This window comes from Pseudomonas sp. MMS21 TM103, assembly GCF_022132145.1.
Lineage (GTDB): Bacteria > Pseudomonadota > Gammaproteobacteria > Pseudomonadales > Pseudomonadaceae > Aquipseudomonas.
Window position 1 is genome coordinate 571,105 of the sequence record NZ_JAJISP010000002.1, and the last position, 21,146, is coordinate 592,250.

A 21,146-nucleotide genomic window follows, 5' to 3' on the forward strand; every position below is an offset into this window, starting at 1 on the left:
GCAGGTCTCCTCAACAGAAAAAAGCCCGACCAGTACCTTTGCCAAGGTCAGGCTGCAACGTATCATTCGACCCCAGTCTGTCACCCGCGTTACAACCTGCCAAGGCTCGCCTGATCGAGACTTTTACACGGTAATTCAACGGCGTTTCACCACTCGGGAACACTTACATGCAGTTCAGCAAATCGAACAAGCTCGCCAATGTCTGCTATGACATTCGCGGCCCCGTGCTCAAGCACGCCAAACGCCTGGAAGAGGAAGGCCATCGCATCCTCAAGCTGAACATCGGCAACCCGGCGTCGTTCGGTTTCGAAGCCCCGGAAGAAATCCTCCAGGACGTCATCCGCAACTTGCCGACAGCCCAGGGCTACAGCGATTCCAAGGGTTTGTTCAGTGCGCGCAAGGCGGTGATGCAGTACTACCAGCAGAAGCAGGTGGAAGGCGTTGGCATCGAGGACATCTACCTGGGCAACGGCGTGTCCGAGCTGATCGTCATGGCCATGCAGGCGCTGCTCAACAACGGCGATGAAGTACTGATCCCGGCCCCCGACTATCCGCTGTGGACTGCCGCCGTAGCCCTGTCCGGCGGCAAGCCGGTGCATTATCTGTGTGACGAACAAGCCGGCTGGTTCCCGGACATTGCCGACATGCGCGCCAAGATCACGCCGAACACCAAGGCACTGGTGCTGATCAACCCGAACAACCCCACCGGCGCGGTGTATTCCAAAGAAGTCCTGATGGACATCGTCGAACTGGCGCGCCAGCACAACCTGGTGCTGTTCTCCGACGAGATCTACGACAAGATCCTCTACGATGAAGCCCAGCACATCTGCACCGCCTCGCTGGCGCCAGACGTGCTCTGCCTGACCTTCAACGGCCTGTCCAAGTCCTATCGCGTAGCGGGTTTCCGCTCCGGCTGGGTGGCCATTTCCGGGCCCAAGCACCGCGCGCAGAGCTATATCGAAGGCATCGACATTCTGGCCAACATGCGCCTGTGCGCCAACGTGCCGAGCCAGCACGCGATCCAGACGGCACTGGGTGGCTACCAGAGCATCAACGACCTGGTGTTGCCGCAAGGGCGTCTGCTCGAGCAACGCAACCGTACCTGGGAGCTGCTCAATGACATCCCCGGGGTCAGCTGCGTCAAACCCATGGGCGCGCTCTATGCCTTCCCGAAAATCGACCCCAAGGTCTGCCCGATTCACAACGACGAGAAGTTCGTCCTCGACCTGCTGCTTTCCGAGAAACTGCTGATCGTCCAAGGCACTGCCTTCAACTGGCCTTGGCCGGATCACTTCCGCGTGGTCACCCTGCCGCGGGTCGATGACCTGGAACAGGCCATCGGCCGCATCGGCAGCTTCCTCAAGGGCTACCAGCAGTAACCGGAGACGAGCATGACCCAGGGCAAACGTTATCTGCTGACCGGCGCCAGCTCCGGTATTGGCGCCGCACTCGCCCGCGAACTGGCGAGCAAAGGCTATGACCTGGCCCTGGCGGCGCGCCGCGAAGACAGCCTGCACCTGCTGGCGGCGGAACTGCAGGCGCGCTTCGGCCGCAAGGCCATCGTCCTGCCGCTGGACGTGACCGACTACGCGGCCTGCCAGGACGCCATAGGCCTGGCTGCCAACGCCCTGGGCGGACTGGACGGGCTCATCGCCAACGCTGGCATCGCCCTGACCAGCAAAGTCGGTGGCGGCCACTTCGAGCGCGCCAGGCTGACCCTGGAAACCAACCTGATCGGCGCCATCGCCTGCCTGGATGCCGCGGCCGCGTTATTTCGCCAGCAAGGCCATGGTCACCTAGTCGCGGTCGCCTCGGTCGCCGGCAAGCGCGGCCTGCCCTATGCCGCTGCCTATTCGGCGAGCAAGGCGGGCCTGATCAGTTACATGCAAGCCACCCGCGCCGAACTGCAAGGCAAGGGTATCGACACCACCCTGCTGCTGCCCGGCTTTATCGATACGCCCCTCAACAGCGATATGCCCAAACGACCCTTTGTGATCGATGTGCAACGCGGCGCCACGCTGATCGCCCGACACATCGACAAACGCCACAGCAGCGCCTATGTACCGGGCTGGCCCTGGGCAATTCTCGGTCGCCTGCTGCCGCTACTACCCACCTCGATGATTGCCAAATTCTGATGGATCTACAAATCGACGATTTCTACAAGGATGCGGCAGCCGCCATGCTGCACCTCTATCAGGTCTTCCCGCGCAAAATGGCGCTCTACGTAGAAGACCTGATCGGCCGCGAGGAGCCGGATGAGTTCGGCCTGCCGAGCAAGCGCCATGAGAGCTGCCTGGGCACGCTGCTGTGGCTGGCCGAGGAAGGCTACCTGCGCTTCGACTCGACCATCGCCTACGACGCCCTCGATCAGGCGGTGCTCAGCGAAAAAGGCTTTCTGCGCCTGAGTCGCAGCGTGCCCCATGCCCTGCGTGAAGGCGAAGCACTGCCACCAAGCGTGCGCCGAGTGCATGCCACCCTGGCCTTTCAACTGCGCGAAGCACTGAGCCAAAAGCATGGCGAACGCCTCGCCCGCCTCACTCGTCTGCTCTTCGAAAGCAGCCTGAGCGCTACGGGCGACACAGTTTGAAATAGTCCCCCGGTTGAAGAGCCGGGGGGCGCGCCCTTATATAGCCGGCATATCTAGCAAGTCTTATCCCGTGAGGAGTCGTTTCACACCATGATGCGCATTTTGCTGTTCCTGGCTACCAACCTGGCGGTGCTGATAATCGCCAGCATCACTCTCAAGCTCCTGGGGGTAGACCGTTTCACCGGCCAGAACTACAGCAGCCTGCTGATTTTCTGCGCGGTATTCGGTTTTGCCGGCTCATTGATTTCGCTGCTGCTGTCCAAGTGGATGGCGAAGATGAGCACCGGCACCGAGATCATTACCCAGCCACGCACCCGCCACGAGCAGTGGCTGCTGCAAACCGTCGAAGAACTGTCGCGCAATGCCGGCATCAAGATGCCGGAAGTGGGGATCTTTCCGGCTTACGAATCCAACGCCTTTGCCACCGGCTGGAACAAGAACGATGCCCTGGTGGCCGTCAGCCAGGGCTTGCTGGAGCGCTTCTCACCGGATGAGGTGAAAGCCGTACTGGCCCACGAAATCGGCCACGTGGCCAACGGCGACATGGTCACCCTGGCGCTGATCCAGGGCGTGGTGAACACCTTCGTGATGTTCTTTGCGCGGATCTTCGGCAACTTCGTCGACAAGGCGATCCTGAAAAACGAAGGCAGCCACGGCATCGGTTACTTCGTCGCAACCATCTTCGCCGAACTGGTACTCGGCATCCTGGCCAGCATCATCGTCATGTGGTTCTCGCGCAAACGCGAATTCAAGGCCGACGAAGCCGGCGCTCGCCTGGCCGGTACCGGGGCCATGATCGCCGCCCTGCAGCGCCTTCGCGCCGAACAGGACGTGCCGGTGAACATGCCCGACAGCCTGACCGCCTTCGGCATCAACGGCGGCCTGAAGCATGGCCTGGCCGGCCTACTGATGACCCACCCGCCACTGGAAGATCGCATCGAAGCCCTGCGTCAGCTGCGCTAACCGGCAAGCATGAAAAAGGGGCGACCTTCGGGTCGCCTTTTTTTGCTGCGCCACACCTACCAACGCGGGCTGAGGGCCGGCGGCGTTCCGCTAGGAGCGCAGCGACTCGCCCGACCTGTGCGCGGCATTATTCGCGCTTGACCAATCGGTACACCACCTCGTCCAGCGCCTGCAGGTTGTGCTTGATGAACTTCCAGTTGCCCTGCAGCACATCCAGGCGCTCCAGCGTCTCGATCTCCCAGCCCGCCCCGAACAATGCCTCTACCTCGGCATCAGTCACCGCGAAGGGCGGGCCGTCCATCTGGCTCTGCTGGTAATCCAGGGTAATCAGCAGGCCCCGGCATGCCGCCGGCAAGATGGCCTGCAGGTGCGCCACGTACCTTCTACGCATCTCAAGCGGCAAGGCGATCAAGGCCGCGCGATCGTAAAGCGCCTGGCAATCACCGAGCTGCTCTGCCGTCAGGGCGAAGAAATCGCCGCACCAGAGTTCCACCGCTCCAGCGCAATAGACCTTGAACACGCCCTCCTGGCGGATCTCTGCGCTCAAGCCATGCTCCGCGAAGAAATCCTCGACCGCCTTCTGCGCCAGTTCGACGCCCAGCACCCGATAGCCCTGCCCCGCCAGCCAGACCAGATCCAGACTCTTGCCGCACAGCGGCACCAGCACCCGCGCCCCCGGCTGCAGCGCCAGCGCCGCGCAGTGGCGCTGCAGATAGGGATTGACCTGATCCAGATGGAAACCTATCTGATCGCGCGCCCAGCGCGTCTGCCAAAATGCTTCGTCCACTCTACCCCCTAAAAATACGATCAAATAGTTCAAGAATTTATACTGGAATTCGATAATAGCAGCCATGAAGATAGCGATATCCTACTGCAGGAACCGACCCCATGCTGCCTTCGCTATTTATCTCCCACGGCTCGCCCATGCTCGCCCTGGAGCCCGGCGCCAGCGGTCAGGCCCTGGCCCGCCTGGCCGCGGTGCTGCCCAGACCACGAGCCATCCTGGTGGTGTCCGCACATTGGGAAAGCGGCGTGCTGCGCGTAACCAGCGCCGCCCAGCCTGAAACCTGGCATGACTTTGGCGGTTTTCCCCCGGAGTTGTATCAGCTGCAATACCCGGCACCCGGCAATCCGCCGTTGGCCGCAGAAATCGTCCAATTGCTGGGCGCTGCCGATCTCCGTGCACAGCTCGACCCTGAGCGCCCATTCGATCATGGTGCCTGGGTGCCCCTGTCTCTGATGTACCCGGGCGCCGACATCCCGCTCGTGCAGCTTTCGCTGCCCAGCCGCCAAGGCCCTGAATTACAGACCCGTATCGGTCGCGCCTTGGCCGGCCTGCGCGATCAAGGCGTATTGCTGATCGGCTCCGGCAGCATCACCCATAACCTTGGTGAACTCGACTGGCACGCCGGCCCCGAGCTGATCGAACCCTGGGCCCAGGACTTCCGCGACTGGATGGTGGCCCGGCTCGCCGCCGACGACGAGGCAGCCTTGCACGACTATCGCCAACGGGCCCCGGCGGCCGTACGCAACCACCCAAGCGACGAACATCTATTACCGCTGTTCTTCGCCCGCGCTGCTGGCGGCCTGTTCAAGGTCGAGCACAGTGGTTTCACTCTCGGCGCCCTGGGCATGGATATCTACAGCTTTGCCTGACACACCCAAGGGGTCGGCAAACCTGGGCGATCGCTGGCTGCCAAGGTTATCGATCACGGAACAACAGCAATCTGTGCTTCAATCACCCCCATGACCCTGCCCTTGGAACCGTCGGCCACGAGGCTCAGGTGTCACGCAGAAGGTGTGGAGAATATGAACTCGATCAGGCTTGCAGCAATAGCACTTGTGGTAGCAGGTACCCTGGCGCTGATTTATGGCGGTTTCAGTTACACCAAGGACACCACCGCGGTCAAAGTTGGCCCGCTCGAGTTCTCTGTACAAGAGAAGGAAACGGTCAACGTCCCCGTTTGGGCTGGGATTGCCGCCATAGTAGCCGGCGGCCTTATGCTCGCAGCTGGCAGCAAGCGGTCTTAGTGCCGATGTAGACCTTGCCTGCCAGGTGGACGGATACAAAAAAGCCCCGCATCTCAACAATGCGGGGCTTCTTGTTTAGCGCTTAACGCGAATCAATCTTCGCGATAACGACGCAGCTTCAGCGGCTTGCCACCGACGCGGGTGTCTTTCAGCTTGCTGAGCAGACTCTCGAGACCATCTTCCGGCAACTCGACCAGGCTGAAGCTCTCGCGCACCTGGATGCGACCGATGGCTTCGCGAATCAGACCACCCTCATTGAGGATGGCGCCCAGCAGGTTCTTGGCGGCGATACCGTCACGCGCGCCCAGCGCAGTCCGGCAACGGGCACGACCTTCGGCCAAGGGCACTGGCGCACGACGCTCACGGCTGTCACCGCGATCCGAACGTTCGCTGCGCTCGCTACGCTCACGCGGCGAACTGGTCGGAACCAGCGGCTGTTCGCGCTCGACTTCCGCCAGGGTCAGGGCCTGACCGTTGGTGGCTTTGCGCAGCAGCGCGGCAGCCAGGGCACGCGGGGTGCAACCGATTTGCGCGGTCAAGCGGTCGAGCAGCTCGCCATGGCTGGCTTCGGCGTCGGCCACCAGGGGTGCCAGGCTCGAGGTCAGCTTCTTGATCCGGGCGTCCAGTACTTGCTGGCCGTCGGGCAGGCGTACTTCCGTGACTTTCTGCCCGGTGACACGCTCGATTACCTGCAGCATGCGACGCTCACGCGGCGTTACCAGCAACAGCGCGCGACCGGTACGACCGGCACGGCCGGTACGGCCGATACGGTGAACATAGGATTCTGGGTCGTACGGCATGTCGACGTTCATCACGTGGGTGATGCGCGGCACGTCCAGACCACGGGCTGCGACGTCGGTAGCGACGACGATGTCCAGGCGGCCATCCTTAAGGGACTCGATCACCCGCTCACGCTGGTTCTGGGCGATGTCGCCGTTCAAGGCAGCGGCCTTGTAGCCACGCGCTTCGAGCACGGCGGCCAGATCCAGAGTCGCTTGCTTGGTACGCACGAAGGCGATCAGCGCATCGAACTCTTCGACTTCCAGCAGACGCAGTACGGCAGCGTGCTTCTGGTCGGCATGGACCAGCAAGTGAGCCTGCTCGATGGCAGTCACGGTCTGGGTCTTGGTTTCGATCCTGACGTGCTTCGGATCACGCAGGTGCTTTTCAGCGATGGCGCGAATCGAATGCGGCAAGGTCGCCGAGAACAGGACGGTCTGGCGGGTTTCCGGCATGGCCTTGAAGATCACTTCAAGGTCGTCCATGAAGCCCAGCTTGAGCATTTCGTCCGCTTCATCGAGCACCAGGTGCTGAATGGTCGACAATACCTTCTCGTCACGACGCAGGTGATCGACCAGACGACCCGGAGTGGCAACGACAACCTGCGCGCCATTGCGAATGGCTTTGAGCTGCGGGCCCATGGGCGCACCACCGTAAACGGCGATGACGTTCAGCCCCGGCATTTGCTTGGCGTAGGTTTCAAAGGCAGTCGCGACCTGCAGGGCCAGCTCGCGGGTCGGCGCGAGAATCAGCGCCTGCGGCTGGCGCTTGGTCGGATCGATGCGGCTGAGGATTGGCAGGGCGAAGGCAGCGGTTTTACCGGTGCCGGTCTGCGCCTGACCGATCATGTCGTGGCCTTCGAGAATCACCGGAATCGACTGCAACTGAATCGCCGAAGGCTCTTCGTAGCCAGTCGCGATCACTGCGGCCAGGATATTAGGATGAAGATTGAGTGCGGCGAAGCCGCCGAGTACTTGGGTCATGGGTCTGCCTCTAGTGCATCCGCAAAGACCCATGCTCCAAAGCTGCGCATGCCGTGTAAGACTCTAAAGTCGCCCTGGCAGCCGTGTCGGCGGGGATTTGCGAAAACGTGGTTGTAAATGAATCGTCAAGGATAGTCCGCTACGCAGACTGACTGCCGAAGGTGACCTCCGGGCGAGTTGTGTAACCTGAACGTGGCCATGAATTGACCGGCGCGCACTATACCGGAAAAATTGGCAGTTGTGATGGTTTTCCAACAATTCAAACAGAGACACCGCCAAACGGTCGTTCAGACCTGGACTGAATGCAGGCCATTCAATGCTCGCGAAACGGGGGCCATATGAAGGCACTTATGTGTCGACGCCGCACCAACACTCATTCAGCAGTGGCCAATGCGGCCCACCACGTGCGGTTTGCAGAAGCCCTGCTATAACCTTTTGCACGACATCTCCTGCGCAAGGATTTCTGCCATGACTCAAGACACCAGCGGTCGCGTCAGCCGTGAGAAACGCGGCCAGATCATGCTGATCGGCCTGGACCGATCGACCAAGCGTAATGCCTTCGACCTGGACCTGCTCAATGAGCTGTGCCTGGCCTATGGCGAATTCGAGCGCGACGGCGAGGCTCGCGTCGCCTTGGTCTTCGCTCATGGCGAGCACTTCACCGCGGGGCTTGACCTGGCCAATGTCGCCGCCAGCTTTGCCGCGGGCTGGCAGATCCCTGCCGGCGGCTGCGACCCCTGGGGCGTGTTTGGCGGCCCACGGGTGAGCAAGCCGGTGATAGTGGCTGCCCAGGGCTATTGCTACACCATCGGCATTGAACTGATGCTTGCCTCGGACATCAACCTGTGCGCCAGCAATACCCGCTTCGCCCAGATGGAAGTGCAGCGCGGTATTTTTCCGTTCGGCGGCGCCACCCTGCGCATGCACCAGAGCGCCGGCTGGGGCAATGCCATGCGCTGGCTGCTCACTGGCGATGAGTTCGACGCTCACGAAGCCTACCGCCTGGGCCTGGTGCAGGAAGTGCTGGCCAGTGAAGAACTGCTGCCACAGGCACTCAAGCTGGCCGGGCGGATTGCCGCCCAGGCACCGCTGGGCGTACAGGCCACCCTGGCCTCGGCACGCCAGGCAGTGCGCGAAGGCGAAGCCGCGGCGACGGCCAACCTGCATCCGACGGTCACCCGCCTGATGGCCAGCGAGGATGCCCAGGAAGGCGTGCGCGCCATGCTCGAACGTCGCCCCGGTGACTTCAAGGGCCGCTGAGCCCAGTCAACTGGCCGGACGCAGTGCCTCGATCAAGGGCTGCAGGGAGTACCCAAGTTGCGGCGCCAGCGCCGCAGCCCGAGCGTGCAGATCGTCCAGGTCGAGCTGTTGCTCGAGATCGGCAGGCACCAGCAGGATGACATTGCCTTCCTTGACCGGGCACTCCCAATAATGCCGATGGTAGAGGCCGCGCAGCAGCGGTGCGCCGAGCGGCTTGCCGTCATTGCCGGCCCACTGATTGATGATCAGCCAGCCGCCGGGACTCAACTGCTTCTGGCAATTCTCGAGAAAATTCCAGGCCAGGTGGCCAACACCCGGACCGTGGTCGGTGTAGAGGTCGACGAAGATCAGATCCGCGCTTTCCGCGCTTTCCAGTAGATCAAGGGCGTCGCCGATGCGGATGGTCAGACGCGGGTCATCGTCCAAGCCAAGGTACTCCATGGCCAGGCGCGGCACCTCGGGCCGCAGCTCGATGGTTTCGACATCCTCCAGCGGCAGAAACTTGAGGCAGGCCTGGGTCAGGTTACCGGCACCGAGCCCAAGAAAAAGTGCGTTCTCAGGCGCAGGATGGCACAAGCCGCCGAGCAGCATGGCGCGGGTATAGTCGTATTCCAGCCAACTAGGATCGGCAGTGAACACGCAACTCTGCTCAATCGAGTCGCCAAATTCGAGAAAGCGGTACTCGCCAATCTCGACCACCCGAATCACGCCGAACGCATCCTGCACTTCGGCGAGCAGGACCTCGTCTTTCAACTCTTCCACCGGGGGTAAACCTGGCATTGATCGCTCTCCAGCCTGACAGCCCCGACCAATCGCATCAGGGTAAAGACGACAATTGTCAGTGAAGCACCCGCGCCGGGTCACGCAATAATTCACCGTTGCCTGCCTCGCGGCGTCTTGCGGCTCGCACAGAACAAGGCCTGCCAGGCCCTCATCAGTGTGGTTATGCAGCGGCTCTATCGCGCCTATCAGCTTGAAGGCACCGGATGATCGGTTACCATGCCCTCCTGCCTAATTAACAGTCCGAAACCGAGAATCGTCATGTCGCAAGCCTGGAGTCCCGAAAGCTGGAGAAGCAAGCCAATCCAGCAGCAGCCACACTACCCCGACGCCGCCCACCTGGCCAAGGTCGAGCAGACCCTGGCCGGCTATCCGCCGCTGGTGTTCGCTGGCGAAGCCCGTGAACTGCGCCGCCAGTTCGCCGAGGTGACCCAGGGTCGTGCCTTCCTGCTGCAGGGCGGCGACTGTGCCGAGAGCTTCGCCGAATTCAGCGCGGCGAAGATCCGCGACACCTTCAAGGTGTTGCTGCAGATGGCCATTGTCATGACCTTCGCCGCCGGCTGCCCCGTGGTGAAAGTCGGGCGCATGGCCGGGCAGTTCGCCAAACCGCGCTCGGCCAACGACGAGACCATCGGCGGGGTCACCCTGCCGGCCTACCGCGGCGACATCGTCAATGGCATCGGCTTCGATGCCAAGAGCCGGGTGCCGGATCCGGAGCGCCTGCTGCAGGCCTACCACCAGTCCACCGCCAGCCTCAACCTGCTGCGCGCCTTCGCCCAGGGCGGTTTCGCCGACCTGCACCAGGTGCACCAGTGGAACCTCGATTTCATCGCCAACTCGGCCCTGGCCGAGAAGTACAGCCAGCTGGCCGACCGCATCGACGAAACCCTGGCCTTCATGCGTGCCTGCGGCATGGACACTTCGCCGCAACTGCGCGAGACCAGCTTCTTCACCGCCCACGAGGCGCTGCTGCTCAACTATGAAGAAGCCTTCGTGCGCAAGGACAGCCTCACCGGCGGCAACTACGCCTGCTCGGCGCACATGCTGTGGATCGGCGACCGCACCCGCCAGCTGGATGGCGCCCACGTCGAGTTCCTGCGCGGCGTCGGCAATCCGATCGGGGTCAAGGTCGGCCCGAGCATGGACCCGGACGAGCTGATCCGCCTGATCGACATCCTCAACCCGGACAACGACCCCGGCCGCCTCAACCTGATCGTGCGCATGGGCGCGGACAAGGTCGAAGCCCATATGCCGCGTCTGGTGCGCAAGGTGCAGGGCGAAGGCAAGCAGGTGCTATGGAGTTCAGACCCCATGCACGGCAACACCATCAAGGCCAGCAGCGGCTACAAGACCCGCGACTTCGCGCAGATCCTCGCCGAAGTGAAGCAGTTCTTCGCCGTGCACCAGGCCGAGGGCAGCTACGCCGGCGGCATCCACATCGAGATGACCGGACAGAACGTCACCGAATGCATCGGCGGCGCCCGACCGATCACCGAAGATGGCCTGTCGGATCGCTACCACACCCACTGCGACCCGCGGATGAACGCCGACCAGTCGCTGGAACTGGCCTTCCTGATCGCCGAGACACTCAAGCAGGTGCGGCGCTAAGCAGCGGCCTGGGCCACCTCACGCCGTCAGGCGTTCGCGCAGGCGGCCCAACATCCCCAGCAAACTGCCGACCTTCTCTCGCTCACGCGCCTCGCGCGGCACCTGGGCCAGGCGCGTGACCAGCGGCGTCGGCTGAGCGCGCCACAGCAGTGCCTGCTCGGCGGCGGCCAGCAGGCCTTTCTCGAACAGACCACGGCGGATCGGCTTGGGCAGGTAGCGGAATATCTGCGCTTCATTGATCAGTTTGAGCAGCGCCTGGGTGTCGCAGAACGGCGTCACCACCAGGGTCAGCAAGCGCGGATGCGCCTGCGCCAGGGTTTTCAGCAGGGGCGCGACCTCCTCGCCGGCCAGCTTGAGATCGCTGACCAGTAGATCCACCGACTGCGCGTTGAGCACGGTCAGCGCCTCATTGAGGTTGCTCGCACGCACCAGCCGATGGCCGCCGCTCATGCAAAAATCGCCAACCACGGCCAGCGTTTGCGGATCGTCATCGAGCAGCAGCACATTGAGCGGCGCGGCCAGCAGGCTGGCACTCGGCAATAGCGGCACCTGGGCCTGACGCGCGGCAATTTCCGCCGCCTGGCGCAGCGTGAAGGCCATTTCCTGCTGGTCCCAGGGCTTGGTCAGGTAGCGGAAGATGCCGCCACTGTTCAGCGCCTGCACCGCTGCATCCAGGTCGGAATAGCCCGTGAGCAGGATGCGCAGGGTCTGCGGGGCGATCTCGCGGGCCTGGGCGAGCAGCTCGGCGCCGCTCATCTGCGGCATGCGCTGGTCACTGACCAGAATATCCACCGTCTCGCTTTTCAGGCGTTCCAGGGCGCGGCGCGGATCGCTCTCGGTGAGCACCTGGTATTGACGACGAAACTGCAAAGCCAGGCTGCGCAAAATGCGCTCCTCATCGTCGACAAACAGGATGCGAATCGGTGCTGCGGTCATGTCAGGCGCTCCGTTGCAGTGTGGCCGCCTGCGGACGCGGCAGACGGATCAGGAAGCGCGTACCGCGCCCCGGTTCGGAAGCGACGCGGATCAGGCCGCCGTGATCCTGGATGATCTTGAAGCTGATCGACAGGCCCAGGCCGGTGCCCTGGCCGACCGGTTTAGTGGTGAAGAAGGGGTCGAAAATCTGCGCCATTACCGCGGGCGACATGCCCCGGCCGCTGTCCTGCACCGAGACGAACACTGCCGTTGCCTCGACCCAGGTTTTCACCCGAATCTGGCCAAAACCGTCGATGGCCTGGGCGGCGTTGGTGAACAGGTTGAGCAGTACCTGATTGATCTGCGAGGGCGCACAGGGAATGTGCGGCAGGTCGCCGAGCTGCAGCACCGCTTCGGCCTTGTCCTTGATGCTGTTGCGCGCGATCACCAGGGCGCTACGAATACAGTCGTTGAGGTCGACCTCCTCGCTCATGGCGCGATCCAGGCGGGCGAAGTCCTTGAGACCGACCACCAGCTCGGCGATCTGCTCCAGCCCATAGAGGGTGTCGTCGAACAGCTGGTTCAGATCGTCGACCAGCAGCTCCGGCGCGGCCCGTTCGCGTGCGCTGGCCGCGTTGTCCAGTGCCATGGCCAGGCGCGCTGCGTCGCAGTTCGGCTCGGCCAGGCAATCGGCCAGGGTCGCCTGCACCTCGGCCAACTCGAACAGTGGCGCGCTCAGCTCACGCAGCAGCTGCACATTGTTCTTCACGTAGCCCAGCGGCGTATTCAATTCGTGGGCGACGCCGGCGACCATCTGCCCGAGCGAGGCCATCTTTTCCGACTGCACCAGTTGCGCCTGTGATTCCTTGAGATCGACCAGCGCCTTGCGCAGCACCGCATTGCGCTGGGCAATGCGCGCCTCCATGGCCTTGAGCAGATCCAGCACGGTGCCAAGACCGCGGTACTGGCCCTGCGCATCGACCAGGATAAAGTCTTCGGTGATCGGGTATTGCAGCTGCCCGGTGATCTGCTTGGCCGCCTCTTCCAGGCTGGTATCCAGGCTGACCACCAGCGGCGCTGGGTTCATCACCTCATGCACCGGATGACGACCGCGCAGGTCGCGGCCGAAGCGCTGCATGAAAATGTCCTGCAAGACGCTGCGACTGACCAACCCCAGCGGTTTGCCCGCCGCATCGACGATCGGCAGGGACAGGAAAGCCCTGTGTTCCGGGGTCAACAAGCGATCCGCGACATCCGCGATGCTCATCGCCGGCGCCAAGGGCGTAACCGATTTGAGCAGGCGCACCAGCGCACTGGTGGTGGTCATTGGCAAAGACTCCCTGATGCTGGAAAGTCGCCATTCAATCAGCGCCAGGTTGCCGTCGTGTGACACTTCGCACGCTACCACCGACGGTCCTGTTGCCAGTCATCACCGTGTCATCTTGGCCCAGGCCAGTGTCGCCAGAGGCGTCGACTGGCAGAGGGGCAAGCCGCTGCGACGCTGAAAACGTGACAGCGACCTGCACGATTACCAACCTGACAAGCCCGGCCAGGCGCGATATGGTGAGGACTCCTCCTCCCTCCGCAGAGCCGACCATGCCCTGGTATATCTGGTTACTGATAGTTCTCGTTCTAGGCTCTATTGTGGGTGGCTTGCTGGTGCTGCTGCGTACTGCCAAACCCCTGCCACTAACCGACGAGCAACTGCAGAAAGTCCGTGAACGAAAAATCGAGATGGAAGCCCAGGATGCCGAGGACGCCGAGGACGCTGGCAAGCGTTAGCCTGCTGGCCGGCCTATTGGCCGGCTGTGCTCAGTGGCAACCTGCACCGACTGAAACCTGTGCGGCATTGTTCAAGCAATTGCCGGTGGCCACCCAGGCCTATCAGGATGCGCAGTACCATCGTGTACCCGGCTTTATCGGCCTGCGCAGCGATAGAGTCCTCGCCGCCCTTGGCCCAAGCGCGAACAATCCGGCGCAACGCCGGCTGTGGCTGCAGCGCCTGGCTGCACGCGACGCCGAGGCCAGCCGAATCGAAATTGCCCAACTACCCTCGACCCAGCATCACGAATGGAGCAGCCCCGCTCGGCAGGACACGCTCGACGCCTGCCGCGCCCAGCAGGTCGAACGCCTGAGCGCCGACCCCAAGGCGTTTGCCCGAGCTGTCGAGGCCGCGCAGGTACCCGACAACTATCGTGACTGGGCACGCACCCTGGGCCTCTATCCGCTGTTCAAGCCGATCTTCCGCCAGGGCATTGCCGCCTGGCAGCAGGCTGCCGCCGAGGCCACCGCCCCCGAAGACGGCGCACACTGGTTGAGCTACCAGCCGATTGTGCCAGCCGCGCAGCCACTGCCGCTGGTGTTGCATGAAGATGGCCTGGGCCTGCCGCAGGCGGATGCCCAGCAACTCGACGCCCTGTTCACCCGCCACGCCCCCTGGTTGAAAATCGCCCAAGCCAGCCGCAGCGACCGTATCGGCAGCCCCCACTACCGCCCTGATGGCAGCCGAGCTTTCAATCCGCTGCAGGCACGGCTTTACCAGCACAGCAGTTGGAGCCAGTTGAATGGCCGCTGGCACCTGCAACTGATCTACCAGTTCTGGTTCAGCCAACGACCCAAGCCCAACGCCCTGGATCTGTACGGTGGCGAGCTGGACGGTTTGCTCTGGCGCGTCACCCTCGACCAGCAAGGCAAGGCCCTGCTCTACGACAGCATCCACCCCTGCGGCTGCTGGCACAGTTTTTACCTGCCCGCGGACTCGCCCCTGCGATTGCGTCAGCATGCCGATGAAGAAGCACGCCATAGCCAACGCCTGGACTTCAATGGCGATACGGCGCCGACCCTGTGGTTGAGTGCAGGCGAGCATCGCCTGCACTGGGTCGATGCCCGCCGCTCGCGCTACCCCACACTGCTCTACCAACGCAGCCCGCTCGATCAGTTGCGCCAATTGCCTCACCCACAAGGCCAGCGCAGCCTGTACGGCACAGACGGCCTGGTACCCGGCAGCGAGCGCCTGGAGCGCTGGCTGCTGTGGCCATCCGGGGTCGTTTCGCCAGGCGCCATGCGTCAGTGGGGCACGCATGCCACGGCCTTTATCGGCCGTGCCCACTTCGATGACCCGCATCTGCTGGAGCGCTATTTCCAGTAACCCTCAACGGCCTTCGCCGCTAAACTGCAGCCCTTCACAAGGAGCTGCCGTGCCGCTACCTCTTCGCCTGCTGCTGCCAACCCTCGGCCTGGCGCTGGGCTTTGGCCTGGGTTTTATCCAACCTATCGGGCTGACTGCTGGTCTGCTCTTCATCGCCCTCCTGCTGGCTGCCGACCAAGCACTGCCCAAGCGCCTGTGGTGGAGCCTCAGCCTGCTCGCCAGCGTTGCCCTCGCCGCCCACCTGGTACCGGGTTTCGCGCCCTGGCCACTGGCGCCGCCACGGCAGATCAGCAGCGATGCGGCGCCTTACGCCGTGCGCCTGTCCTGGGATAAATTGCTGGTCGGCTTGACCTTGCTGGCCTGGTGGCTGGGCCAACCCCGCGCCCGTCCCAGCCACGCGCAACGTGCCTGGGCAGTGGCGCTGCTGACCTTGGCCGGTGTGCCACTGCTGGCCCTGGCTCTGGGCCTGGTTGGCTGGCAGCCAAAATGGCCGCAGGAGGTATGGCTGTGGCTGGCGGTCAACCTGGGCGTGACGGTGCTGGCCGAGGAGTTGCTGTTTCGCGGCCTGCTGCAGACTTACCTGGTCGGCTGGCTAGGGAGCGGCCCGGGAATCCTCCTGACTGCCCTGCTGTTCGGCGCCGTGCATGCGCCCTTCAGTCCGTTATTCGCCGTGGTCGCCGGGATCGCCGGCCTGGGTTACGGCCTGGTGTTTCACTACAGCGGCCGACTGAGCCTGGCGGTTGCCTTGCACGGTGCGGTCAATCTGTCACACCTGCTGCTACTGAGCTATCCGCTGCGCCTGAGCTGACCGTAATCAGGTAGGGTTCGAAGATCGTGGCCAATTGACCATTGCTGCGCAGCTGCTCGAATAACCGGCCAAGTTGCGCCGCACTGATCGGGGCTGCGGGGCGCAACAGCACCCGATGCTGGTAGCGCTGGTCGACCCGCTGGGATACCAGCAACTGCCCGGCGTATTGCCGGTGATGCTCGAGAAAATCGCTGACATAGGAACGCGTGACCAGGGCGATATCCGCTCGCCCATGCAGCACCATGAGCAGGTTGCTGTCGTGGGAATAGCTCAGGGTCGCATTAAAGTTTTTCGCGAGGAATTGCGGCTCGGAATTGAAGTCGGCAAAGCCATAATGGTAACCATTGAATAGCGCCAGACGCTTGCCTCTGAGCCGCTTGAAATACCCCTGCCCACGCTCCGGCTCGACCCGCGCGACAAACACTTCAGCATCCTCCAGCCCCATGTCGACAACGTTGTGGGCAATACCCTGCCAACCCCAGGCCGGGTTTTCGAACATCGACATGTCGATCCGGCCCTGCTCGAAATCCTGGAAACGCCGGGGAATCGAAGTCGGTCGCACAATGAAGCGGAAATCGCTCTGTACCCGGTTAAGCGCATCAAGCAATTGCGGCAGCAAGCCGGCGTGCTGCGACTGCTCCGCCTTGGCCACATAGGGCGGGAAAAACGCGCCGCCGACATGCACCACTTGCTGGGCTGCAAGCGGCCCAGCAGCAAGTATCGCCACAAATAATGCACAACCCCTGACCACCCTGCTCAGCACCCGCGGCATATGCCCCCCAGCATCCAAATTTGCCCTCGAAAAACAGCCTACCCGAGGAAAAGCTGACCGAACAGAATGATTTCAGTCACTCAGCAGAGCTTCCGGCACCACCAGATGATAGTACTGAAGCAAGGGATCCAGCTGACCATTACGCTTGAGCGCCAGCAATAAGCCGGCGAATGCCTCAGGCGTCAGCGGGGATTGGCCGCGGAACAGCGCATAGTGGCGGTAAAACTGATCGACCCGCTGCGATACCAGAAAAGCCTTACTGCGCTCGGGGTAACGACGCTGGTAGCTCTGCAGATACGAGCGGGTGATCACGGCGATATCCGCCCGATCGCGCGTCAGCATCAGCAGGTTGCTGTCATGCGAGTAGGTCAGCACCGCGGCAAAGTTGTCACGGAGGAATTGCTGATCCGCATTGAAACCGGCGAATCCGTAGTGATAGCCATTGTAGAGCGCCAGCCGCTTGCCCTTGAGCTGTTCGAAATAGCCCTGATCGCGCCCCGGCTCGACGAGGGCGACATAGACTTCAGCATCCCCGATATGCAGATCCAGGGCGACATGCGCCGTATTCTGCCAACCCCACCCCGGTGACTCGAACAGAATCAGATCGAAACGGCCACTCTCCAGATCGCGGTAACGGCGGGTCACCGAGGTAGGCACCAGACTGAACTGAAAGTCGCTCTGCAAAGCATTCAGGGCTGCCAACAATTCCGGCAGCACCCCTCTGGGCGCGGCGCTTTCCGGCTTAATCGCATAAGGGGGAAAATGGTAGGCGCCAACCCGCACCTGCTCGGTGGCCAGCACCGGCAGGGCGATCAAAAGACACCCGGTAATCAGCAGTCCCCGCAATACCACGCGCAAATCACACACCTCGAAACGACACCAAACCGCGAGCGGCTCCTTGTGTTAGCTGGGCGGATACTCCCTAACCGCTGCGATACTACCAAAAGGCCATTATCGGGTATTGGACGCTCAAACCTCCTTGAGTACCAGCGAAAGCGCCTCTTCAGCCAGTTGATCAAGACTCATTGGCCCATCAGGCCGGAACCAGGAAGTGGTCCAACTCAGGGCGCCGGTGAGGAAGCGGCGGAGGATGAAGGGATCGGCCTTGAAGTATCCCTCTGCCTTGGCCTCGCTCAGGACATCCAGCCACAGCTGCTCGTAGGTATCACGCAACGCCAGAATAAATTGCTGACTGGGTTCGGAGAGCGAACGCCATTCATAGACCAGTACCGCCATGGCCTCACCGGTGCCGCCCATGATCGACTGCAGTTCGCAGCGGATCAGCGCCAACACTCGCTCACGCAAGTTGCTGGCTTCGGCTAACGAAGCCCGCATCAAGGCGGTGTTGTAGCGGATGGTTTCCTCCATCACCGAGCGCAGGATCTCGTCCTTGCTCTTGAAGTGATGAAAGATACTGCCCGATTGAATACCCACCGCACTGGCCAGATCGCGCACCGTAGTGCGTTCGTAACCCTTGCTGCGAAACAGGTGCGCCGCAGTTTGCAGCAGCTTGCCGCGAGCGCTGTCCGGGTCGGTGATCTGCCCACTGGCCACCAGTTCCCGCATCACCGCCTGAGCTTGTTGATCATCCACGCTAATTACTCTCCAACTCTCTTATGACTGGAGCAAAGCAGGAAAAAACTGCAATTGCCCGCGCACACCCAGCAGGTTTGCCCAAGTGCTTGTCGCTATTGGTGAAATTTATGCTGCGCCGGCTACCCAAGCAAGCGCTTGGGCAGATTTCGAGCCATAAATATCAATCCAGGGGCTTTTCAACCAAGCGCTTGCTTGGTAGTGTTTGGATCACCTCATTCATGTGTTGCGGACCCTTCCAATGACTAAAACCGTACGCATCGGTTGCGCCTCCGCATTCTGGGGCGACACCTGCACCGCCGCCGCCCAGTTGGTCCAGGGCACTGAACTGGATTACCTGGTGTTCGACTACCTGGCTGAGGTGACCATGTCGATCATGGCCGGGGCACGAATGAAGCAGCCGAATGCCGGCTACGCCAGCGATTTTGTGGAAACCCTGGCGCCGCTGCTGGCCGACATCGCGCAGAACAACATCCGCGTGATCAGCAATGCCGGCGGGGTCAACCCCAGCGCCTGTGCCGCCGCCCTGAGCGCCGCCTGCGAACAGGCCGGGGTGAAGCTGAAGATTGCCGTGCTGCATGGCGACGACCTGCAGCCCAAGCTCGGCGAGCTGGCCAAGGCCGGCACCGTTGAGATGTTTACCGGCGCCGCGTTGCCGCCCATGTGCGTTTCGGTCAACGCCTACCTCGGTGCTCCGGGCATAGTCGCCGCGCTCAAGCTCGGCGCGGATATCGTCATTACCGGCCGCGTGGTCGACAGCGCCGTGGTCAGCGCCGCCCTGGTGCATGAATTCGGCTGGGCCTGGAGCGACTACAACCAGCTGGCCCAGGCCGCGCTGGCCGGGCATATCATCGAATGCGGCGCGCAGTGCACCGGCGGCAACTTCACCGACTGGGACAGCGTGCCGGACTACGAGCATATCGGCTTCCCGGTGGTGGAGGTGGCGGCCGACGGCAGCTTTGTCGTGAGCAAACCGCAGGGTTCCGGCGGGCTGGTTACGCCCTTTACCGTGGGCGAGCAGATGCTCTACGAAATCGGCGACCCACGGGCGTACTACCTGCCCGATGTCCTCTGCGATTTCACCCAGGTGCAACTCAGCCAAGTTGGCGAAAATCGCGTTGAACTGAAAGGCGCACGCGGCCTTGCACCCACCGATCAGTACAAGGTCAGCGCGACCTACCCGGATGGTTTCCGCTGCACCGCCAGTTGCCTGATGGCCGGCATTGATGCGCTGAAGAAAGCCCAACGGGTCAGCCAGGCAATAATCAACAAGACCGAAGAGCTGTTCGCCGAACGCGGCTGGGGACCTTACAAAGAAGTCAGCATCGAATTGCTGGGCTCCGAAGCCACCTACGGCCAACGCGGCCAGCGCTCCGATACCCGCGAAATCGTGATCAAGATTGCCGTGCGCCATGCGAAGAAAGAAGCGCTGATCCTGTTCTCCCGCGAGATCGCCCAGGCCGCTACTGGCATGGCGCCAGGCCTGACCGGCATCGTCGGCGGCCGTCCCACGGTGTACCCGGTAATCCGCCTGTTCAGCTTTCTCGCCGACAAATCTGCCTGCCAGTTGCAGGTCGAAATCGACGGCGAACGCACGCCGGTCGCACTGCCGCAGTTGGCGGTGCTGGACAGCACGCAGATCGCCGCCGATAGCGCCGTCCCGCTACCAAGCGGCCAGGCCGACACCCACGTGCCACTGATCAAGCTGGCCGTGGCCCGCTCTGGCGACAAGGGCAACCACAGCAATATCGGGGTAATGGCCAGAAAGCCCGACTACTTGGCCTGGATCGCCGCTGCGCTGAGCGCAGGTGCCGTGGCCGAATGGATGCAGCACACGCTGGACCCGCAAAACGGCAAGGTCAGCCGTTGGTACCTGCCCGGCAGCCACAGCCTGAACTTCCTGCTGGAGAACGCCCTGGGCGGTGGCGGCGTCGCCAGCCTGCGCATCGACCCGCAAGGCAAGGCCTTTGCCCAGCAGCTGCTGGAATTCCCGGTGCCGGTGCCCAAGGCGCTTGCCGCTAGCCTCGAACAAGGACAATAACAATGAGCTACGACTCGGTCTTCAAACCCGGCCTGTTCAGCGACCAGACCATCATGGTCACAGGTGGCGGCAGCGGTATCGGCCGTTGCACCGCCCACGAGCTGGCCCACCTGGGGGCCCATGTGGTGCTGGTGGGGCGCAAGCTGGAAAAACTCGAAGCCACCTGCGCTGAAATCGGCGAGGACGGCGGCAGCGCCGGCTTACAGGTCTGCGACATCCGTGACGAGGAAGCGGTCAAGGCCATGGTCAAAGCCGTAGTGGCCGAGCGCGGGCAGATCCATCATCTGGTCAACAACGCCGGTGGCCAGTTTCCCGCGCCACTAGTTGGCATCAACCAGAAAGGCTTCGAGACCGTGGTGCGCACCAACCTGGTCGGCGGTTTCCTGATTGCCAAGGAAGTGTTTTTGCAGAGCATGAGCAAGCACGGTGGCAGCATCGTCAACATGCTCGCCGACATGTGGGGCGGCATGCCCGGCATGGGCCACTCGGGCGCGGCGCGCGCCGGCATGGAGAACTTCACCAAGACCGCCGCCGTTGAATGGGGCCACGCCGGCGTGCGGGTTAATGCCGTGGCACCGGGCTGGATCGCATCCAGCGGCATGGACACCTACCCCGAATCGATGAAGAGCATGATCCGCTCGCTCAAGGATCACGTACCACTGCAGCGCATCGGCAGCGAATCGGAAGTGGCATCCGCCATCGTCTTCCTGCTCACGCCGGGGGCCAGTTTCATCAGCGGCAATACCATCCGTATCGACGGCGCCGCCAGCCAGGGCAGTCGAGCCTGGACATTGGGCAAGGCAAAAAACAGCACCACCTACGACGGATTCCACCGGGCCTATGTGCCCGATGTACTCAAGGGCGAGGAGTAACTTCT

Annotated in this window: 21 protein-coding genes; 13 read left to right on the plus strand and 8 right to left on the minus strand. The window is 62.6% G+C overall.

Features of this window, described 5'->3' with window-relative positions; genetic code table 11:
• Window positions 1-167: 167 nt before the first annotated feature.
• From LJY18_RS09665 to htpX, 4 genes are all read left to right on the plus strand, one after another.
• Window positions 168-1,379, plus strand: coding sequence for a pyridoxal phosphate-dependent aminotransferase (locus LJY18_RS09665; RefSeq protein ID WP_238041591.1), 1,212 nt, complete (start codon window positions 168-170; stop codon window positions 1,377-1,379).
• A gap of 12 nt (window positions 1,380-1,391) precedes the next feature.
• On the plus strand, window positions 1,392-2,135 hold the full coding sequence (locus tag LJY18_RS09670; protein WP_238041592.1) for an SDR family NAD(P)-dependent oxidoreductase: 744 nt from the start codon (window positions 1,392-1,394) through the stop codon (window positions 2,133-2,135).
• Window positions 2,135-2,587: a hypothetical protein gene (locus LJY18_RS09675; protein WP_238041593.1), complete on the plus strand. Its 453-nt coding sequence runs from the start codon at window positions 2,135-2,137 to the stop codon at window positions 2,585-2,587. Before LJY18_RS09670 ends, LJY18_RS09675 begins: the two co-directional genes overlap by 1 nt.
• A 90-nt stretch (window positions 2,588-2,677) precedes the next feature.
• Window positions 2,678-3,550, plus strand: a complete 873-nt coding sequence (htpX, locus tag LJY18_RS09680; protein ID WP_238041594.1) for a protease HtpX — start codon at window positions 2,678-2,680, stop codon at window positions 3,548-3,550.
• Window positions 3,551-3,677: 127 nt separating this feature from the next.
• On the opposite strand, the gene LJY18_RS09685 is transcribed toward htpX, so the two are convergent.
• The gene (locus LJY18_RS09685; protein ID WP_238041595.1) at window positions 3,678-4,337 is read right to left on the minus strand and encodes a thiopurine S-methyltransferase; all 660 of its coding nucleotides are present in this window, start codon (window positions 4,335-4,337) and stop codon (window positions 3,678-3,680) included.
• 101 nt (window positions 4,338-4,438) lie between these two features.
• Here LJY18_RS09685 and LJY18_RS09690 point away from each other — a divergent pair, with 101 nt between their 5' ends.
• Window positions 4,439-5,206, plus strand: a complete 768-nt coding sequence (locus tag LJY18_RS09690; RefSeq protein WP_238041596.1) for a DODA-type extradiol aromatic ring-opening family dioxygenase — start codon at window positions 4,439-4,441, stop codon at window positions 5,204-5,206.
• Between the two features lie 153 nt (window positions 5,207-5,359).
• Window positions 5,360-5,581: a hypothetical protein gene (locus LJY18_RS09695; protein ID WP_238041597.1), complete on the plus strand. Its 222-nt coding sequence runs from the start codon at window positions 5,360-5,362 to the stop codon at window positions 5,579-5,581.
• A 92-nt stretch (window positions 5,582-5,673) separates the two neighbouring features.
• On the opposite strand, the gene LJY18_RS09700 is transcribed toward LJY18_RS09695, so the two are convergent.
• Window positions 5,674-7,377: a DEAD/DEAH box helicase gene (locus LJY18_RS09700; RefSeq protein WP_238041598.1), complete on the minus strand. Its 1,704-nt coding sequence runs from the start codon at window positions 7,375-7,377 to the stop codon at window positions 5,674-5,676.
• Window positions 7,378-7,812: 435 nt separating this feature from the next.
• Here LJY18_RS09700 and LJY18_RS09705 point away from each other — a divergent pair, with 435 nt between their 5' ends.
• Window positions 7,813-8,604, plus strand: coding sequence for a crotonase/enoyl-CoA hydratase family protein (locus tag LJY18_RS09705; RefSeq protein WP_238041599.1), 792 nt, complete (start codon window positions 7,813-7,815; stop codon window positions 8,602-8,604).
• Between the two features lie 6 nt (window positions 8,605-8,610).
• Here the strand turns inward: LJY18_RS09705 and LJY18_RS09710 are convergent, their stop codons facing one another.
• Window positions 8,611-9,384 (minus strand): spermidine synthase, encoded by a 774-nt coding sequence (locus tag LJY18_RS09710; RefSeq protein WP_269137763.1) that lies wholly within the window; start codon window positions 9,382-9,384, stop codon window positions 8,611-8,613.
• 261 nt (window positions 9,385-9,645) lie between these two features.
• Here LJY18_RS09710 and LJY18_RS09715 point away from each other — a divergent pair, with 261 nt between their 5' ends.
• On the plus strand, window positions 9,646-10,992 hold the full coding sequence (locus LJY18_RS09715; protein WP_238041600.1) for a class II 3-deoxy-7-phosphoheptulonate synthase: 1,347 nt from the start codon (window positions 9,646-9,648) through the stop codon (window positions 10,990-10,992).
• An 18-nt stretch (window positions 10,993-11,010) separates the two neighbouring features.
• On the opposite strand, the gene LJY18_RS09720 is transcribed toward LJY18_RS09715, so the two are convergent.
• Together LJY18_RS09720 and LJY18_RS09725 are read right to left on the minus strand one after the other, a co-directional pair.
• Complete coding sequence (locus LJY18_RS09720; protein ID WP_238041601.1) at window positions 11,011-11,928, minus strand: response regulator; 918 nt, start codon at window positions 11,926-11,928, stop codon at window positions 11,011-11,013.
• 1 nt (window position 11,929) lies between these two features.
• Window positions 11,930-13,234 carry a sensor histidine kinase gene (locus LJY18_RS09725; protein WP_238041602.1) on the minus strand — a complete coding sequence of 435 codons (1,305 nt, stop codon included), beginning with the start codon at window positions 13,232-13,234 and terminating at the stop codon, window positions 11,930-11,932.
• Between the two features lie 269 nt (window positions 13,235-13,503).
• Here LJY18_RS09725 and LJY18_RS09730 point away from each other — a divergent pair, with 269 nt between their 5' ends.
• The 3 genes from LJY18_RS09730 to LJY18_RS09740 all read left to right on the plus strand — a co-directional run bounded on the left by LJY18_RS09730 (window position 13,504) and on the right by LJY18_RS09740 (window position 15,863).
• Window positions 13,504-13,689: a DUF2897 family protein gene (locus tag LJY18_RS09730; RefSeq protein ID WP_238041603.1), complete on the plus strand. Its 186-nt coding sequence runs from the start codon at window positions 13,504-13,506 to the stop codon at window positions 13,687-13,689.
• Window positions 13,690-13,756: 67 nt separating this feature from the next.
• Window positions 13,757-15,055 (plus strand): hypothetical protein, encoded by a 1,299-nt coding sequence (locus tag LJY18_RS09735; protein ID WP_238041604.1) that lies wholly within the window; start codon window positions 13,757-13,759, stop codon window positions 15,053-15,055.
• Between the two features lie 49 nt (window positions 15,056-15,104).
• Window positions 15,105-15,863, plus strand: a complete 759-nt coding sequence (locus LJY18_RS09740) for a CPBP family intramembrane glutamic endopeptidase (RefSeq protein ID WP_238041605.1) — start codon at window positions 15,105-15,107, stop codon at window positions 15,861-15,863.
• On the opposite strand, the gene LJY18_RS09745 is transcribed toward LJY18_RS09740, so the two are convergent.
• The 3 genes from LJY18_RS09745 to LJY18_RS09755 all read right to left on the minus strand — a co-directional run bounded on the left by LJY18_RS09745 (window position 15,814) and on the right by LJY18_RS09755 (window position 18,228).
• On the minus strand, window positions 15,814-16,635 hold the full coding sequence (locus LJY18_RS09745; protein ID WP_269137764.1) for a transporter substrate-binding domain-containing protein: 822 nt from the start codon (window positions 16,633-16,635) through the stop codon (window positions 15,814-15,816). The two genes, LJY18_RS09740 and LJY18_RS09745, sit on opposite strands and share 50 nt — an antisense overlap.
• Before the next feature lie 72 nt (window positions 16,636-16,707).
• Window positions 16,708-17,493: a substrate-binding periplasmic protein gene (locus tag LJY18_RS09750; protein ID WP_269137765.1), complete on the minus strand. Its 786-nt coding sequence runs from the start codon at window positions 17,491-17,493 to the stop codon at window positions 16,708-16,710.
• A 111-nt stretch (window positions 17,494-17,604) separates the two neighbouring features.
• Entirely contained in the window at window positions 17,605-18,228 is a 624-nt protein-coding gene (locus tag LJY18_RS09755; RefSeq protein ID WP_238041607.1) for a TetR/AcrR family transcriptional regulator, read from the minus strand.
• Between the two features lie 241 nt (window positions 18,229-18,469).
• Here LJY18_RS09755 and LJY18_RS09760 point away from each other — a divergent pair, with 241 nt between their 5' ends.
• On the plus strand, window positions 18,470-20,269 hold the full coding sequence (locus LJY18_RS09760) for an acyclic terpene utilization AtuA family protein (RefSeq protein WP_238041608.1): 1,800 nt from the start codon (window positions 18,470-18,472) through the stop codon (window positions 20,267-20,269).
• A 2-nt stretch (window positions 20,270-20,271) separates the two neighbouring features.
• Complete coding sequence (locus LJY18_RS09765) at window positions 20,272-21,141, plus strand: SDR family oxidoreductase (protein ID WP_238041609.1); 870 nt, start codon at window positions 20,272-20,274, stop codon at window positions 21,139-21,141.
• The last annotated feature ends 5 nt before the right edge of the window (window positions 21,142-21,146 follow it).